Below are 17,460 nucleotides of genomic sequence, written 5' to 3'. Positions count from 1 at the left end.
ATTAAGATGACATACCCATAAGTGGGTAAACTCAAACCATTATTAGCATGCTATTAATTTCGTTATAGAAATTAATATATAGCGATAACTATAATGGGGTGAGTAATGTCAAAAACTGAGCAATATGGAGGCATTAGCCGCAGGACGTTAGTGAAATCCTCGGCAATCGGTTCACTGGCGCTTGCCGCGGGTGGGTTGTCGTTACCTTTCGGAATGCGCACTGCCGCCGCAGCGGTACAGCAGGCGATACAACCCGTTGAAGAAAAAGTGGTTTGGGGCGCTTGTTCCGTAAATTGCGGCAGCCGTTGTGCCCTGCAACTCCACGTTAAAGATAATGAAGTCGTATGGGTGGAGTCCGATACGACCGGGGACGATATTTATGGTCAACACCAGGTTCGCGCCTGTTTGCGTGGGCGCTCAATCCGTCGACGGATCAATCATCCGGATCGCCTGAATTACCCCATGAAGCGCGTAGGCAAACGCGGTGAAGGTAAATTTGAGCGTATAACCTGGCAGGAAGCACTGGACACCATCAGTGCCAGTTTGAAAAATACCGTGCACAAATACGGTAACGAGGCCGTGTATATCAACTACACCTCTGGCATTGTAGGCGGCAACATTACTCGCTCCTCCCCTTATGCCTCGCTGGTCGCTCGCCTGATGAACTGCTATGGCGGATTCCTGAGTCATTACGGCACCTACAGTACCGCACAAATCGCGGCGGCAATGCCTTATACCTATGGTTCAAACGAAGGCAACAGCACCTCCGATATCGAAAACACGAAGCTGGTGGTGATGTTCGGCAATAATCCCGCCGAGACGCGTATGAGCGGAGGTGGAATCACTTACTTCCTGGAACAGGCCAGGGAGCGCTCTAATGCCCGGATGATCGTCATCGACCCGCGTTATACCGATACCGCAGCGGGTCGTGAAGATGAATGGATCCCTATTCGTCCAGGCACCGATGCCGCATTAGTAGCCGGAATCGCCTGGGTCCTGATTCACGAAGATCTCGTTGACCAGACGTTTCTGGATACATACTGCATCGGTTACGACGAGAAAACCCTGCCCGCCGACGCACCCGCTAATGGGCACTACAAAGCCTATATTTTGGGCAACGGTGATGACGGTATCGCTAAAACTCCCCAGTGGGCCTCACATGTTACCGGGATCCCAGCCGAGCGCATTATCAAACTGGCTCGGGAAATCGGCAGTACAAAACCCGCATATATTTGTCAGGGCTGGGGTCCGCAACGCCAGGCTAACGGCGAGCTGACCTCACGCGCAATCGCGATGCTGCCGATCCTGACTGGCAACGTTGGCATCAACGGCGGCAATAGCGGTGCACGAGAATCAACCTACACCATCACGATTGAGCGTATGCCGCTGCCAGAGAATCCCATTAAGACCCAGATATCCTGCTTTAGCTGGACCAACGCAATCGTCCGGGGCCCGGAAATGACCGCTACCCGCGATGGCGTACGTGGGAAAGATAAGCTCGACGTGCCGATTAAATTTATCTGGAACTACGCGGGCAACACCATCACCAATCAGCACTCAGATATCAATAAAACGCATGAGATCCTTCAGGACGACACGAAATGCGAAATGATTGTGGTCATCGAAAACTTCATGACCTCTTCGGCCAAATATGCCGATATTCTGCTGCCTGATTTAATGACCGTCGAACAAGAAGACATCATTCCTAACGATTATGCAGGCAACATGGGTTACCTCATTTTTATTCAACCCGCGACGTCGCCTAAGTTCGAGCGCAAACCGATCTACTGGATAATGAGTGAAGTCGCAAAACGTCTTGGCGATGATGTCTATCAACGGTTTACTGAAGGCCGAACACAGGAGCAGTGGCTTCAGTATCTGTATGCAAAAATGCTGGCTAAAGACCCCGCGCTCCCGACTTATGACGAGCTGAAAAAAATGGGGATCTATAAACGCAAAGATCCTAACGGACACTTTGTCGCCTATAGAAAATTCCGCGAGGATCCACAGGCCAACCCGCTCAAAACACCGTCTGGCAAGATTGAAATTTACTCCAGCCGACTGGCGAAGATTGCCAGTACATGGGAACTGCAAAAGGACGAGGTAATCAGTCCGCTTCCCGTTTATGCTTCCACATTTGAAGGCTGGGATGATCCGAAACGCAGTTCATTCCCGCTGCAGATGTTTGGTTTCCACTACAAATCCCGCACCCACTCCAGTTACGGCAATATCGATGTTCTCCAGGCATCCTGTCGTCAGGAAGTATGGATCAATCCCGTCGATGCCCAAAAACGGGGGATTGCAAATGGCGATATGGTGCGAGTCTTTAACGATCGCGGTGAACTGCGTATCCCGGCAAAAGTAACGCCACGAATTTTGCCCGGAGTAAGCGCAATGGGCCAGGGTGCATGGCACGATGCCGATATGGCTGGCGATAAGATTGACCATGGCGCCTGCGTCAATACGCTGACAACTCAGCGCCCGTCGCCGCTGGCAAAAGGCAACCCACAGCATACTAACCTGGTCGAGATCGAGAAGGCATAAGGACTAACCCATGACAACTCAGTATGGATTTTTTATTGATTCCAGCCGTTGCACGGGGTGTAAAACCTGCGAGCTGGCCTGCAAAGATTACAAGGATCTCACTCCCGACGTCAGTTTCCGGCGTATTTACGAATACGCTGGAGGCGACTGGCTGGAAGATAACGGCGTCTGGCAACAGAATGTCTTCGCCTATTACCTCTCCATTGCCTGTAACCACTGCGAAGATCCGGCCTGCACCAAGGTTTGCCCCAGCGGCGCTATGCATAAGCGTGAAGATGGTTTTGTGGTGGTGGATGAAGACGTATGCATAGGCTGTCGCTACTGCCACATGGCCTGCCCTTACGGCGCACCGCAGTACAATGCCGCCAAAGGTCATATGACCAAGTGCGATGGCTGTCATGACCGCGTGGCCGACGGCAAAAAGCCCATCTGCGTCGAGTCCTGTCCGCTGCGCGCGCTGGACTTTGGTCCAATTGATGAGCTGCGCAAAAAGCACGGTGAACTGGCGGCGGTCGCTCCGCTGCCAGGTGCGCACTTCACCAAACCGAACATTGTGATCAAACCCAACGCCAATAGCCGCCCGACCGGGGATACCACGGGTTATCTGGCGAATCCGCAGGAGGTGTAACATGGGCAATGGATGGCATGAATGGCCGCTGGTCCTGTTTACGGTGCTGGGCCAGTGCGTGGCCGGAGCGCTGATAGTGAGTGGTTATGGCTGGCTGACCGCTAAAGACGAGGTGGCAAAACAACGTATCGTGCGCAGCATGTTTTTTCTGTGGCTGGTGATGGGCATCGCCTTTCTCGCCTCGGTAATGCACCTGGGTTCGCCACTGCGCGCCTTTAACTCGCTGAACAGAGTTGGCGCATCTGCGCTGAGTAACGAAATCGCCAGTGGTTCACTGTTTTTCGCCGTCGGTGGCCTGTGGTGGCTGGTGGCGTTTCTCGGTAAAATGCCCGCAGTGTTAGGTAAAATCTGGCTGCTGGTGGGCATGCTGCTGGGTCTGGTATTTGTGCTGGCGATGACCAGCGTCTACCAGATAGACACTGTCCCGACCTGGTATAACGGCTACACTACGGTGGCATTTTTTATGACGATGTTGCTGAGCGGACCGCTGTTTGCCGCCCTGCTACTGCGTGCTGCGGGTGTTTCCTCTGGCACCGCCAGATTCGCCTACGTGAGCGTTTTGGCCCTACTGGTGATCGTGGCGGTTATTGTTCTGCAGGGACTGTCACTCGGCGGGATCCACAGTTCGGTACAATCCGCCAGCGCGCTGGTTCCCGACTACGGAAGCTTGCAGGTCTGGCGCATCATTCTGCTGGCCGCCGGTCTGGGCTGCTGGATATGCCCGCTGATCCGTCGTAAAGCACCATCCGTCGGCGGCCTGGCGCTGGGCTTAGTGTTAGTCCTCGCCGGTGAAATCATTGGCCGCGGATTGTTTTACGGTTTACATATGACAGTCGGAATGGCTGTTGCAGGTTAACTTTCGGGTGCGGGGCAACCCGCACTGTTCAGGATTGTTTGCATGACCCATTTTTCGCAAGGTGACAACTTTTCTACCGCGGCGCGCGTACTCGGCGCACTGTTTTACTATGCGCCAGATAGCGCGGAAGCCTCTGCATTAGTCAGCGCGTTAAGAGCCGATGGCTGGCAGGCGCAGTGGCCGCTCGATCAGGCAATGCTTTTCCCGCTGGCAGCACGGCTACAAGCCGAGGTCGATGAGCCTCTCCCGCAGGCCTGGCAACGCCTGTTTGTCGGTCCATATGCGCTACCCTCTCCGCCCTGGGGATCTGTCTGGCTGGATCGCGAAAACGTGTTGTTTGGCGACTCTACGCTGGCACTTCGTCAGTGGATGCGGGACAACGGCATCCAGTTTGCCATGCAGCAAAATGAGCCAGAAGATCACTTTGGTTCACTGCTGTTGCTGACGGCCTGGCTTGCTGAAAATGAACGCCACATCGAGTGCGAACAGCTGCTGGCCTGGCATCTGTTCCCGTGGTCATCCCGCTTCCTTGATGTGTTTATCGAAAAAGCTGATCACCCGTTTTACCAGGCGCTGGGGGAGCTGGCCCGTCTGACGCTGGCGCAATGGCAGTCGCAGTTACTGATCCCGATAGCCGATAAGCCACTTTTTCGTTAGTTTCACCACAGGCAGGATGTGTCCTGCCTGTGTAGCATCCTGTTGCGCACGCTGAGCTTTTGCTTCTGTTGCCAAATAGCCGCAAAATAAAGCGTCTGAAATTTCCTGTCTGGCCACTCATGCATCATTTACATGCTTATCCTGACCTGCGCGCCATGTTCCGCCGCCTGCTGATTGCTGCGGTGATTGGTATCCTTGCTGCGTTGGCCGTCGCAGGATTTCGCCACGCCATGCTCCTTCTTGAATGGTTGTTCCTGAGCAATGACACAGGGAGTCTGGTCAACGCGGCAACAAACCTTTCCCCTGTAAGACGCATGCTGACACCTGCGTTAGGAGGGCTGGCGGCGGGTGTGCTGCTTTGGGGATGGCAAACGTTCAACCGGTTACGCCCGCAGGCTCCCACTGATTACATGGAAGCCTTGCAAACTAACGGACAATTTGACGTCAGTGCAAGCCTGGTGAAATCGCTGGCCTCGTTACTGGTCGTCTCCAGCGGGAGTGCCATCGGGCGCGAAGGTGCCATGATTTTACTGGCAGCGCTGGCAGCCTCCAGCTTTGCTCAACGCTTCACCCCGCGCACAGAATGGAAGTTATGGATTGCCTGCGGAGCCGCTGCGGGTATGGCCGGAGCGTATCATGCCCCACTGGCGGGCAGTCTATTTATTGCTGAAGTGTTGTTTGGCACGTTGATCCTCGCGTCACTGGGACCGGTGGTGGTATCCGCCGTCGTCGCCTTGCTCACCACCAATATGCTGAGCGACAGCAATGCGCTGCTGTATGCCGTACACTTCACACGGGAACTGCATGCGCTGGAATACGTCATGATCATCAGCACCGGTCTGGCTGCCGGCGTTTGCGGACCGCTATTCATGTGGTTGATGACCACCAGCCATAATGTTTTTTTGCGCTTAAAACTCTCGCCCCCGTGGCAACTGGCGCTCGGCGGGCTGATCGTTGGCCTGCTGTCATTGCTCACGCCTGCGGTCTGGGGTAATGGCTACAGCGTGGCGCAGTCATATTTGCTCTCCCCACCGCTACTGGCCGTGGTGAGCGGGATCTTCATCTGCAAATTACTGGCGGTGCTTGCCAGCAGTGGTTCCGGTGCGCCTGGCGGTGTGTTTACGCCAACGCTGTTTGTCGGTCTTTCGGTGGGTATGCTGCTGGGACGAGTGTGGGGATTATGGCTTCCGGGTCCGGATGAGATTGCCATTCTGCTGGGATTAACAGGGATGGCCACGCTGCTGGCAGCGACCACGCATGCGCCAATAATGTCGACACTGATGGTTTGTGAAATGACCGGGGAGTATCGTCTGCTCCCCGGATTGCTGATTGCCTGTGTGGTGGCGTCTGTGCTGTCGCGAACGTTACGCCAGGACTCTATCTACCGACAACACGCTGCCGAGCATTGACAGACGGATGTACTGAGACAGCTCGCGTTGCTCTGCGCGAGGCAGATAAGGCAGTTCACCGATCAGCGGTGCGGGTAATTTTTTGCCCAGCACATCAATGATTTCCGCATAATGCGCTAGCCCCGGGTTGATTCGGTTCGCGACCCAGCCAATCAAAGGCAGTCCGTCGCTGGCAATCGCCTGTGCGGTGAGGATGGCATGATTAATACAGCCTTCCTGGATACCCACCACCATCAGCACCGGCAGTTGTTCCTGCACCACCCATTCAGATAACGGACGCAGATCGTTCATCAGGCTCCGCCAGCCTCCGGTGCCTTCAACGACAACGTGATCCACTTTTTCGCTGAGGCTTGCGAGGCCGTTGGATAACAGGGTGTAATTGACCGGACCACTATGCGCTACGCTGCTTTCATCCTCACTCAACGCTATCGGGTTGACCGCCTCGTAGGGCAATTCGATAGTGGACACGCTTTGCAGCACCAGCGCATCTTTGTTGCGCAGACCTTCAGGTGTCTCTTTGCTTCCTTTGGCCACGGGTTTGTAGCCCGCAACGCTTTTACCCCCTGACGCTAACGCTTGTAGTAATGCGCGGGAAACCACGGTCTTCCCAACAGAAGTGTCTGTACCTGTAATAAAGAAACGCTTCAGCATCACTAACTCCACCGTTATGCTTTGAAAATATAAGTCAGGAAAATAATACAGTGGAGAAAGTCTAAGGTATGACGACGAGAATCGGCTTGAGATAGCGCAATTTTTCGTACAACAGTTAAAAAATGTTAACCCTGTAATAGACGAATCAACAAAGAACCGTTATACATCGCGTCCTTCACGAGCGCCGCCCCTGCCATCGTCCCTTGATTGGTGAACTGCGTACTTTCGACGACAATATGCTGACTGTAGGCCGGGAGCGCTTGCTGACGAATGCTGTCAGCAATAGTGGGAAACAAAATATCCGCCGCTTTACTGAGCGGAGAACCAATCAATATCTTTTGCGGGTTGAACAAATTCACCATGATGGCCAGAATCCGTCCGACATGGGTCCCGACGCCGCTAATGATATCTTTCGCCAATAAATCCCCCTGCATCGCCGCCAGACACAGCGCGTCTACCGTTAACGGTTGCCCGTGTAGAGAAGAACTCATTGACTGCTTCAAGCGTACCTGTGCCAGTTCGAGCACGCTGTCGACGCTGGCGATCGTTTCCAGGCAACCATGGTTGCCGCAATAGCAGCGTTTGCCGTAGGGGTCCACCTGGGTATGACCAATTTCCACCAGGCTACTGCTGCCGGCATGCAGTAGATGACCGTCGGTGATTACTCCGGCCCCCACGTTATGATCGATCACCACCTGAATGACGTCGCGTGCGCCGCGCGATGCGCCAAAAAGCGCCTCGGCCATAGTCCAGGCGCTGATATCATGCTGAATATAGACCGGCACGCCGGTATGATTTTCAAGCGCTTCACCCAGCGGCATCTCTTTGACATCGTCGTAGAATGGCATGCGATGAACGATACCGTTTTCAGTATCAATAATGCCGGGTAAGGTAATGGCGATGGAGGTTAAGCGCTCCAGCTTTTGCTGGTGGCGGATGAAAAACTGATCGACCTGGGTAATAACGCGTTCCAGCAATGGTGTTTCACTGACCAGCGCCATTTCAAGACAATCTTCAACCACCAGTTTGCTGCTCAGATCGCGCAGCGCCAGAAAGATCTCGCCGCGACTGATACGAATGGATAAATAGTGCCAGGCTTCCGTTTCCACAACCAGCCCAACGGCCGGACGTCCACGGCTGCCCGCTTCCTTGATTTCCAACTCTTGCACCAGGTGCGCTTCGAGCATTTCGCGGACAATTTTAGTAATACTGGCAGGCGCCAATTGTGCCAGGCGAGAGAGATCAATACGCGATACCGGACCCAGCTGATCAATCAGGCGATAAACCGCGCCCGCATTGGTCTGCTTAATTTGATCGATATGCCCAGGCTGACTATCAGCAACCACCACTTACTCCCTTTATTTTCGCGCTCCGAAATAATCTGCGGGCTATGGTGAAGCACTTCAATGGCTTCCGTCAACTTTTTACTTAGCCTTGTGATTTACTGCACATTTTCGCCCATTTTTAAACTAAATTAATCGCCTGAACGGCCGCCAACAGTTGCTCGCGAAAGCGTTGCGCGGCGTGACTTTGCTCATGATGTTTTGGCCACACTAGCCACATTTCCGAAACGGCATCTTCTTCCGCTATCGGGATCCAACACATTTCATACAATTGCACCCGTTTAAAGGAAGCGGGAAGAATGGAAACGCCTAATCCTGCGGCCACCAGCCCGATGATAGTCATCGCCTCGCCAACCTCCTGAGTGATAGTCGGCTTCAGTCCATAGCGACGCATGAGGCCAAGAATATCGTCATACAACCCCGTCCCCACATGCGGATCAAAAAAGACAAATGGCTCATTGGCCAACTCCGCCAATGTGACCACCGGCTTTTGCGCCAGCGGATGCGCGCGCGGGATCATCGCCATCAGCGGCTCATGCAGAATGATTTCACGCTCCAGCGTTTCCGGAAGCTGCGTGTTGCGCAGAAGTCCCAAATCCAGCGTTCCTTCATTGAGCGGGGCAATTTGCTCGCGCGTGTTCATTTCACGGGTTTGCATATGTACAGCGGGGTAGCTCTGGCGAAAGAGGGATAACGTATCTGAAACCGCTTTGATAAACGGTGCCGATGACGTAAAGCCGATACGCAATTCCCCCGCTTCACCCAGATGCAGACGCTCAGCCCTGGCAGCGGCCTCATTAACCAGCCCCAGGATCTGCCGACTGTCTGCCAGAAACTGCTTTCCGGCTGAGGTCAGCGCCACGCTGCGGTTAGTGCGCGCCAGAAGTCGGGCGCCGACCTGCTGCTCGAGGATCTGGATTTGCTGGCTCAGCGGCGGTTGCGAAATATTCAGCCGTGCCGCCGCCCGGCCAAAATGCAATTCTTCGGCAACCGCTACAAAGTAACGTAAATGACGCAGCTCGATATTCATATTTTTAAAATATCATTTGAGATTATTAATATATTAGACAGAATAATGCGATTTTCATACTCTTAAAGCTAGTCATGTAGAGGTAATTGATTGAGCAAGGATTTCAAGTGAGCCGTACAACAACTGTCGATACCGCGCCGACAAGCAATGTTGATGAACAGAGAGTTACCCCGCCGGATAGTTTTATCAAACGCGGAACATCCCCATTTATGCGCGTCACGCTGGCGCTGTTTTCGGCCGGACTGGCGACATTTGCTCTCCTCTATTGCGTGCAACCCATACTGCCAGTGCTCTCGCACGAGTTTGGGGTCTCTCCCGCCAGCAGCAGTATTTCGCTTTCCATCTCAACGGCGATGCTCGCGATCGGTTTACTGTTTACCGGTCCACTTTCCGATGCGATAGGCCGCAAGCCGGTGATGGTTACCGCCCTACTGCTCGCGTCCTGTTGTACGTTGCTTTCGACGATGATGACCAGCTGGCACGGTATTTTAATCATGCGTGCGCTGATAGGTCTTTCGCTCAGCGGCGTGGCGGCAGTGGGAATGACCTATCTGAGCGAGGAAATACATCCCAGCTTCGTCGCCTTCTCAATGGGCTTATATATCAGCGGTAACTCGATTGGTGGTATGAGTGGCCGTTTAATAAGCGGCGTGTTTACCGACTTTTTTAACTGGCGTATCGCGCTGGCGGCGATCGGTTGTTTTGCCCTCGCCTCCGCGCTGATGTTCTGGAAAATCTTGCCGGAATCTCGTCATTTCAGACCAACGTCGCTGCGACCGAAAACGCTGTTTATCAACTTTCGTTTGCACTGGCGCGACAAAGGGTTGCCGCTGCTGTTTGCGGAAGGTTTTTTACTGATGGGGTCGTTTGTCACGCTGTTTAATTACATCGGCTACCGTCTGATGCTCTCGCCGTGGGAACTCAGCCAGGCGGTTGTCGGTCTGTTGTCCGTGGCCTATCTGACCGGGACCTGGAGCTCACCGAAAGCGGGGTCGATGACCACCCGCTATGGACGTGGTCCGGTAATGCTCTTTTCAACCGGCGTGATGCTGATTGGACTGTTGATGACCCTGTTCACGTCGCTGTGGCTGATCTTCGCCGGGATGCTGCTCTTTTCAGCCGGGTTCTTTGCTGCGCACTCTGTGGCAAGCAGTTGGATTGGACCACGGGCAAAACGCGCTAAAGGCCAGGCATCTTCCCTGTATCTGTTCAGCTATTATCTGGGTTCCAGTATTGCCGGTACGCTGGGTGGCGTATTCTGGCACAGCTACGGCTGGAACGGCGTGGGCGGATTTATCGCCCTGATGCTGGTGCTGGCGTTGCTGGTCGGTGCACGTCTGCACCATCGTCTGCACGTATAATCCACGATGCCCGGGTTCCGGGCATCGCCTTCATCAACCATGCTGTAACGTCTGAGCCCCCATTTGCAGGGCTATAACCGTCCCGTTCATCGCTATATGGAGTATAACCGGCATCAGCAGGCCGTTGCTTTTCATTCTGGCGATGATCAAAACCTGCGACACAAGAAACAGCATCAGCAACGTGCGCAGATCCACATACTGGGTATGCATGATGGCAAAAATGACCGATACCACCACCGACGACAGCCAGGTTTTATTATTGAACCAATACTGGAATGCATTGAATAAACAGCCCCTGAAAACAATCTCTTCATACACTGGCGCAATAAATATCAGGGTCAGAGTGGATAACCACAGCGCGTAGCTGTTTAGGGATATCTGGCTGGTCACCCACGCTTCGGTTTGTCTGAGGCCCAGAAACCATGGCAGGATAAGCTGAATAAACAGCAGCGCCACGAACAAAATGGCAAACCATCTGGCGTTGAAAATTCCCTTTCCCAGCCCCTCTCTTTTTCTGAAGAAGAAGTAATACAGCGGGACCAGCACAACAAATTCCAGCGCAAACAGCAGCGGAAAAAGTAGCCCTTTGGCAAGCAGAACCTGGCTGGCGGGGAAAAACAACGGAAGAAACGTGAGGCCAAACATCAGCAAAAACATGGTAAAACAGCCAGCAACCGCTTGGGTCCTGACGATATACAGGTTGTCGGCATCCAGTGACATACGATCTCCTTGCGCTTATCAAAGATAACTTGATGAATTATCAATATATGATAAAAATTCTCATTATCACTGGCAACCTACCAACTTTTACGCAATGCCCACGGTTTACAACGCGTATAGCGTTACAGACTCTTTTCAGCGGAACATTCTCATCAGCTACTCAGTGGGGAATCCGCCAGCGGCAACGAAAAACGGAAACAGGCCCCTGCCGTTGAATTAATCAGGCGGATATCTCCCCCATGCAGTTCGAGCATTCTGCGCACGATCAGTAAGCCCAGACCACCACGCTCAGCCCGCTGCTCACGGGGTAGTAACGCCGTCGGGCGCTGAAATAATACTTCGCGAACAGCCTCTTCGACGCCAGGCCCGCTGTCCTGCACTTCTGCTAACAAGCGGTCTTCATCACGCCAGACTTTTAGCCACACTTCGCCCCCGTCAGGCGTATGACGGATAGCGTTATCCAGCAAATTCGTGACGATTCTTTCCATCATCGATAAATCGGCATTCACCAGCGGTAACGGACCAATTACGTCAAGGTGCAACTGCAAATGACGCGTGGCAACGGGTAGATCAAATTTCTGTGCCACATCCTGGATCAGCTCGCCAATAGCAAAACGTTCACGCTGTGGTTTTATGCCGCCATGCTCAAGTCTCGCCAGCTCAAAAAGCTGTTGTGACAGATGGCGAACCTTATGCCCCTGGCGCAGTGCAATGCTTAGATAATGCCGGTTTTCCTCCGGCGTCATCGTATCGGCTTTCAGCGACAGCATTTCCAGATACCCCAGCAGTGAAGTGAGCGGCGTACGTAAATCGTGCGAAATATTGGCGATAAACTCTCTGCGCTGACGATCGCTGTCAGCTAATAAATCCCATTGGTGGGCAATTTTCTGTGCTAACTCGATAAATGCATTGTTCAGCAACGCAATTTCATTCGCCGGAGCTAAATCGGGCTTTTTCTGCGCCAACTGTTTGATGACGCTAATGCTGTCCTGCTCCAGATTAACCACCTGACCGGTCAGCCTTTTCACCGGATTCGTCACCCATCTCCACACCAGGTACCCCGCGATTGCACCGGCTAATAAAACCAGTATTAACGTCCCGGTCACGGTGTTCCAAAGCGTTTTTTGCCAGGCGGCATTCGCCAATATATTGAGATCTTCGCCCTGGAGAATAATGTATAAATAGCCATGCAGCTTGCCGTTAAATAAAACTGGCGCGGCGCTGAATACCTTTTGCAGGCTGCTGCGCGGATCATTGCCATAGACGGGCAACTCGTCCGAATTAAGGAAAACCTGAATCGGCTGTACGCTAATGTTCTGGCGCTGAATATGCCCAGGCGGAGCGGCATCAGCAAGTATCTCGCCTGACGGTGAAACCAGATACAGCTCCACGCTTGGGTTTAGCGTCATCAGGTGATTGAACAGTCCTTTTAAGGTCTGCCGATTAACCTGCCCGCTGGCATCAATAAGCGACTCACTTTTGACAATCTTGCTCGCCAATTCCAGCGAGAGCCTTTGCACCATGGCGTCGCCATACTGTTTACTGCTGCGGATCTGGACAACGCTGACCGCAACCGCGCAAATCAACATAATAGCGGTAAAGACCAGGGTCAGACGCTGGCTCAGCGACAATCGATAAATCATGGTTGATGCTCCGCGTTAACCGCAGCAAGCTTATAGCCCCGTCCCCAAACGGTAAGAATAATTTCCGGCTCCGCAGCATCTTTTTCAATTTTAGTGCGCAGGCGATTAATATGACTGTTCACCGTATGCTCATATCCTTCGTGCTGGTAGCCCCACACCTGGTCTAACAACGCCTGACGCGAAAAGACCTCGCCGGGATGGCGGGCGAAAAAATAGAGCAGATCGAATTCACGCGGCGTTAAATCGAGGGATTTACCCTGCAGGCGGACTTCCCGGGCTAATGGATCAATCTCCACACCATGGACGGTGATAATCCCCGCCTCCATACGCAGGTTCTGACTCATCGCCTCCTGACGGCGAAACAACGCCTTCACCCGGGCCATCAATTCCAGCACCGAGAAAGGTTTGGCTAAATAATCATCAGCGCCCATTTCCAGCCCCAGTACGCGGTGAGTTTCACTGGTGCGAGCGCTGATAATAATGACAGGTAGATAGAAACTCATTTGCCGAATGCGACGACAAATTTCCAGACCGTCCACCCCCGGCAGCATTAAATCGAGGATAACGGCATCCCAGACGTGCTTCTCCAGTCGCTCGACCGCTCGTGCCCCATCAGCCTCATGAATAATTTCGTACCCCTCATCCTTCAGGCTAAGTTGCAAAAGTGAGGCAATATCGCTGTCATCTTCCACCAAAAATATCTTTTTTGCGCCTGCCATCAGTGTCATCCCCCTCTCGTCATGCTGAAAGCTTACCTCAGGCAAGGGGCGGAAGTTATCACAAAATTTTTAACTTTTCGTGAGGAATCAGGGATACGCATGCGTCCAGTATGTCGTTATAGATAGGTCAGGCATCAACAGGGAAACGTCGATTTGTTTTCCTTAACATGAAAATAAAAAGGAAAAGTTATGCAGAAAAAACATCCACTTCGGGAAGCTGATGTTACCGCCGAGTCCGTTTTTTTTATGCAACGACGACAGATCCTCAAAGCTCTTGGGATAGGCGCGGCGGCGGCTTCGTTCTCTTCCCCGACACAGGCCGGTCTGCTGAATTGGTTTAAAGGCAACGATCGCCCGTCTGCACCAGCGGGCAAACCGCTCGAGTTCACAAAACCCGAGATCTGGCAAAACAATCTGCCCTTGACGCCGGAAGACAAGGTCACGGGCTACAACAATTTCTACGAATTTGGTCTGGATAAAGCCGATCCTGCCGCGAATGCAGGTAGCCTGAAAACCGATCCCTGGACGTTAACCATCAGCGGTGAAGTGAACAAACCTTTAACGTTGGATCATGATGCGCTGACGACTCGTTTTCCATTAGAAGAGCGTATTTACCGGATGCGCTGCGTTGAGGCGTGGTCGATGGTTGTACCGTGGGTCGGCTTTCCTTTGCATAAATTATTGGCGCTGGTTGAGCCCACCAGCCACGCCAAATACGTCGCCTTTGAAACACGCTACGCGCCTGATGAAATGCCCGGCCAGAAAGATCGCTTCATTGGTGGCGGGTTGAAGTATCCCTATGTTGAAGGTTTACGTCTGGATGAGGCCATGCACCCGCTTACCCTTCTGACCGTGGGCGTGTATGGCAAAGCGTTGCCGCCGCAAAACGGAGCGCCAATACGCCTGACCGTACCCTGGAAGTACGGCTTCAAGGGCATTAAATCGATAGTCAGTATTAAGCTGACGCGTGAACAGCCGCCGACGACCTGGAATATGTCGGCACCTAACGAATACGGTTTTTACGCCAACGTCAATCCGCAAGTCGATCACCCCCGCTGGTCTCAGGCCACTGAGCGTTTTATCGGTTCGGGTGGCATTCTCGATGTTCAGCGACAGCCCACTTTGCCTTTTAATGGTTATGCCGATGAGGTGGCTTCTTTATATCAGGGCATGGATCTACGGGAGTATTTTTAAGTGAGGTTAACCGCAAAACAGATAACCGGCCTGAAAGTACTGCTGCATCTCGCCGGTTTATTACCCCTCCTATGGCTCTTCTGGGCCGCGCAGCATGGTGAGTTGGGGGCCGACCCGGGTAAAGATATCCAGCACTTTACGGGCATCACCGCGCTGAAGTTTCTGCTTGCTACCCTGCTGGTGTCACCGCTTGCCCGCTACGCAAAGCAGCCGTTGTTGTATCGCACCCGTCGATTATTAGGGTTATGGTGTTTTGCATGGGCCACGCTGCATATGACCAGCTATGCGCTGCTGGAGTTGGGTATACAAAATCTGGGATTATTGGGACGTGAACTGGTTTCACGCCCATGGCTAACGTTGGGCATGACTGGTTGGATAATCTTATTTCTGCTGACGCTGACCTCCACGCAAGCCGCGCAACGTAAAATGGGCAAACGCTGGCAAACATTGCACAACTACGTATACCTGGCGGCCGTTTTGCTTCCGCTGCATTATCTGTGGTCGGTAAAAGTGTTATCACCGCTCCCCATTATTTATGCCCTCTGTTTTCTCGTGCTACTGGCTTTTCGCTATAAAAAGCTGTTACGCAAAGTCGGGTACAAAGGTGTGTTTATGAAAAGTGAATGAATCACGGTAAACTTCTCACCACACCTAAACAGAACGAGAACAAAAAATGAGTAACAATGATAATTACCATCAGCTCACCCGCACGTTCCAGCGGCTCTCTCGCTTCTCCCACCTCTCGGCAATCGCCAGTTGGGACATGTTTACCATGATGCCATCTGGCGGCAGCAAAGCTCGCGGCGAAGCACTGGCCGAGCTGAGCGTGCTTGAGCACCAGCTGCTAACCGACCCGAAAGTGGCAACGTGGATCGCCGCAGCCCAACAGGAGGACCTTAACGATGTTGAGCAGGCCAACCTGCGCGAAATGTCGCGACTGCATCATCAGGCATCCTTACTACCTGAATCGTTGGTAGAAGCGAAATCACTCGCGGGTAGCCGCTGCGAGCATGCCTGGCGCAGCCAGCGACCAGCCAATGACTGGGAGGGATTTTCCGAAAACCTGAAAGAGGTCGTGAAACACAGCCGTGAAGAAGCCCGGCTGCGTGCCGAAGCCACAGGCTGTTCGCCTTATGACGCGCTACTGGACATATTCGAACCAGGGATGACCAGTGCCCAATTGGATGTCCTGTTTGCAGACGTTAAAAGCTGGCTACCGGATCTGCTCAACAAAGTGGTGGCAAAGCAGTCTCAGCAGTCGCTCATCGCCCCGGTTGGTCCTTTCCCAACCGCAATCCAGCGAGAGTTGGGCCTTGAAACGATGGCGCAGTTGGGATTCGATTTTACGGCTGGTCGACTGGATATCAGTGCGCACCCCTTCTGTGGTGGCGTACCTGAAGATGTGCGTATCACCACCCGCTATGATGAAAACGAATTACTTAGCGCGCTGTTTGGCGTGATCCATGAAACCGGTCACGCCCGCTACGAGCAAAATCTGCCGCACAGTTGGTCAGGGCAACCTATCGCACTGGCACGCTCAACCGCTATTCATGAGTCCCAGAGTCTGTTCTTTGAGATGCAACTGGGGCGCAGTAAAGCATTTCTGACGCGGTTAATTCCTGCTGTGACGCGCCACTTTGGCGATCAGGCTGCGTTTGAAGAAAGCAATTTCATCGCCTGGAACCAGCAGGTTAAACCCGGTTTTATCCGTGTTGATGCCGACGAGGTGAGCTATCCTGCTCACGTTATCCTGCGTTATGAAATCGAACGCGCGCTCATTAATGGCGATATTGAAGTGGATGATATCCCGGCATTGTGGAATGAGAAAATGCAGTCCTGGCTGGGGCTGTCAACCATCGGCAACTATCGTAACGGTTGTATGCAGGATATTCACTGGACCGATGGCGGCTTTGGCTACTTCCCTTCTTATACTTTAGGCGCCATGTATGCGGCGCAGTTATTCAGTGCCGCTAAGCGCGCATTGCCTGATTTAGAGCAGTCTATTGCGCAAGGTGAGTTTGGTGCCCTGTTTGACTGGTTACGTCAGAATATCTGGCAGCATGGCAGCCGTTTCACCACTGAACAGCTTATTACCCAGGCCACCGGAGAGCCGCTCAGCAGCCGTTATTTCCGCGCTCATCTGGAAGCCCGCTATTTGTAATCTCATACCGTGAGTCATTGTACATATCGTTACACGCCGAAACCAATGACTCACGGAAGCCCTGTGATTACAGCGATATAGTTATTTCAACGGCCCCGCAGTGGGGTTGAATGAAAAACCAAATCGAGGGTATGAGAATGAAAAAAGTATTAGCTCTGGTTGTTGCCGCTGCTATGGGTCTGTCTTCTGCTGCATTTGCTGCTGAAACAACTGCTACCACCGCTCCGGCTGCTGCTGCAACCACCAAAGCAGCTCCGGCAAAAACCACTCATCATAAAAAACAGCACAAAGCAGCGCCGCAGAAAGCGCAGGTTGCCAAGAAACACGCTAAAAAATCCACCACAAAACCGGCTGTAGAACAGAAAGCGCCAGAGCAGAAAGCTCAGGCTGCTAAAAAACACACCAAAAAAGCAGCGACCAAACCCGCTGCAGAACAAAAAGCACCAGAGCAGAAAGCTCAGGCAGCTAAAAAACACACCAAAAAAGCCGTAAAACACGACACCGCTAAACCCGCTGCTCAGCCAGCTGCATAACACATTTGTAG

Annotated in this window: 16 protein-coding genes; 10 read left to right on the top strand and 6 right to left on the bottom strand. The window is 52.9% G+C overall.

The features are described from left to right. The first annotated feature begins 105 nt into the window (after window positions 1-105). The 5 genes from ynfE (at window position 106) to clcB (ending at window position 6,094) form a co-directional block, all read left to right on the top strand. The gene (gene ynfE, locus FDW87_RS11035; RefSeq protein ID WP_137379741.1) at window positions 106-2,544 is read left to right on the top strand and encodes a selenate/tellurate reductase subunit YnfE; all 2,439 of its coding nucleotides are present in this window, start codon (window positions 106-108) and stop codon (window positions 2,542-2,544) included. Window positions 2,545-2,554: 10 nt separating this feature from the next. Then, the gene (locus FDW87_RS11030) at window positions 2,555-3,172 is read left to right on the top strand and encodes a DMSO/selenate family reductase complex B subunit (RefSeq protein WP_047417533.1); all 618 of its coding nucleotides are present in this window, start codon (window positions 2,555-2,557) and stop codon (window positions 3,170-3,172) included. 1 nt (window position 3,173) lies between these two features. Beyond that, window positions 3,174-4,028 carry a dimethyl sulfoxide reductase anchor subunit family protein gene (locus FDW87_RS11025; RefSeq protein WP_016156469.1) on the top strand — a complete coding sequence of 285 codons (855 nt, stop codon included), beginning with the start codon at window positions 3,174-3,176 and terminating at the stop codon, window positions 4,026-4,028. A gap of 42 nt (window positions 4,029-4,070) precedes the next feature. Continuing rightward, window positions 4,071-4,685, top strand: a complete 615-nt coding sequence (gene dmsD / locus FDW87_RS11020; protein ID WP_016156468.1) for a Tat proofreading chaperone DmsD — start codon at window positions 4,071-4,073, stop codon at window positions 4,683-4,685. A 119-nt stretch (window positions 4,686-4,804) separates the two neighbouring features. After that, entirely contained in the window at window positions 4,805-6,094 is a 1,290-nt protein-coding gene (gene clcB, locus FDW87_RS11015) for a voltage-gated ClC-type chloride channel ClcB (protein WP_137379740.1), read from the top strand. Here clcB and bioD read toward each other — a convergent pair. From bioD to FDW87_RS11000, 3 genes are all read right to left on the bottom strand, one after another. Further along, entirely contained in the window at window positions 6,050-6,745 is a 696-nt protein-coding gene (gene bioD / locus FDW87_RS11010; protein ID WP_016153046.1) for a dethiobiotin synthase, read from the bottom strand. The two genes, clcB and bioD, sit on opposite strands and share 45 nt — an antisense overlap. Window positions 6,746-6,870: 125 nt before the next feature. Then, window positions 6,871-8,091: a sugar metabolism global transcriptional regulator Mlc gene (gene mlc / locus FDW87_RS11005; RefSeq protein WP_016153045.1), complete on the bottom strand. Its 1,221-nt coding sequence runs from the start codon at window positions 8,089-8,091 to the stop codon at window positions 6,871-6,873. A gap of 118 nt (window positions 8,092-8,209) precedes the next feature. Further along, window positions 8,210-9,118, bottom strand: coding sequence for a LysR family transcriptional regulator (locus FDW87_RS11000; RefSeq protein WP_016153044.1), 909 nt, complete (start codon window positions 9,116-9,118; stop codon window positions 8,210-8,212). 107 nt (window positions 9,119-9,225) lie between these two features. Here FDW87_RS11000 and FDW87_RS10995 point away from each other — a divergent pair, with 107 nt between their 5' ends. Then, window positions 9,226-10,479, top strand: a complete 1,254-nt coding sequence (locus FDW87_RS10995) for an MFS transporter (RefSeq protein WP_016156466.1) — start codon at window positions 9,226-9,228, stop codon at window positions 10,477-10,479. 33 nt (window positions 10,480-10,512) lie between these two features. Here FDW87_RS10995 and FDW87_RS10990 read toward each other — a convergent pair whose 3' ends face one another. The 3 genes from FDW87_RS10990 to FDW87_RS10980 form a co-directional block, all read right to left on the bottom strand. Continuing rightward, complete coding sequence (locus FDW87_RS10990; RefSeq protein ID WP_137379739.1) at window positions 10,513-11,199, bottom strand: CPBP family intramembrane glutamic endopeptidase; 687 nt, start codon at window positions 11,197-11,199, stop codon at window positions 10,513-10,515. A 152-nt stretch (window positions 11,200-11,351) separates the two neighbouring features. After that, window positions 11,352-12,842 (bottom strand): ATP-binding protein, encoded by a 1,491-nt coding sequence (locus tag FDW87_RS10985; RefSeq protein ID WP_049268643.1) that lies wholly within the window; start codon window positions 12,840-12,842, stop codon window positions 11,352-11,354. After that, window positions 12,839-13,561, bottom strand: coding sequence for a response regulator transcription factor (locus FDW87_RS10980; protein ID WP_046276324.1), 723 nt, complete (start codon window positions 13,559-13,561; stop codon window positions 12,839-12,841). Before FDW87_RS10980 ends, FDW87_RS10985 begins: the two co-directional genes overlap by 4 nt. A 189-nt stretch (window positions 13,562-13,750) precedes the next feature. Here FDW87_RS10980 and msrP point away from each other — a divergent pair, with 189 nt between their 5' ends. The 4 genes from msrP (at window position 13,751) to asr (ending at window position 17,449) form a co-directional block, all read left to right on the top strand. Continuing rightward, window positions 13,751-14,755 carry a protein-methionine-sulfoxide reductase catalytic subunit MsrP gene (msrP, locus tag FDW87_RS10975; RefSeq protein WP_019076759.1) on the top strand — a complete coding sequence of 335 codons (1,005 nt, stop codon included), beginning with the start codon at window positions 13,751-13,753 and terminating at the stop codon, window positions 14,753-14,755. Next, window positions 14,756-15,382 (top strand): protein-methionine-sulfoxide reductase heme-binding subunit MsrQ, encoded by a 627-nt coding sequence (msrQ, locus tag FDW87_RS10970; RefSeq protein ID WP_019076758.1) that lies wholly within the window; start codon window positions 14,756-14,758, stop codon window positions 15,380-15,382. It begins immediately after the preceding gene. A 46-nt stretch (window positions 15,383-15,428) separates the two neighbouring features. Next, window positions 15,429-16,916: a carboxypeptidase M32 gene (locus tag FDW87_RS10965; RefSeq protein ID WP_016156460.1), complete on the top strand. Its 1,488-nt coding sequence runs from the start codon at window positions 15,429-15,431 to the stop codon at window positions 16,914-16,916. 137 nt (window positions 16,917-17,053) lie between these two features. Continuing rightward, complete coding sequence (gene asr, locus FDW87_RS10960; RefSeq protein ID WP_137379738.1) at window positions 17,054-17,449, top strand: acid resistance repetitive basic protein Asr; 396 nt, start codon at window positions 17,054-17,056, stop codon at window positions 17,447-17,449. Window positions 17,450-17,460: the final 11 nt, after the last annotated feature.

The sequence above is a fragment of the Citrobacter sp. wls826 genome, assembly GCF_005281245.1.
In the GTDB taxonomy this organism is placed as follows: Bacteria; Pseudomonadota; Gammaproteobacteria; order Enterobacterales; family Enterobacteriaceae; genus Citrobacter; species Citrobacter braakii.
This window is presented reverse-complemented; position numbering and strand designations above follow the sequence as displayed.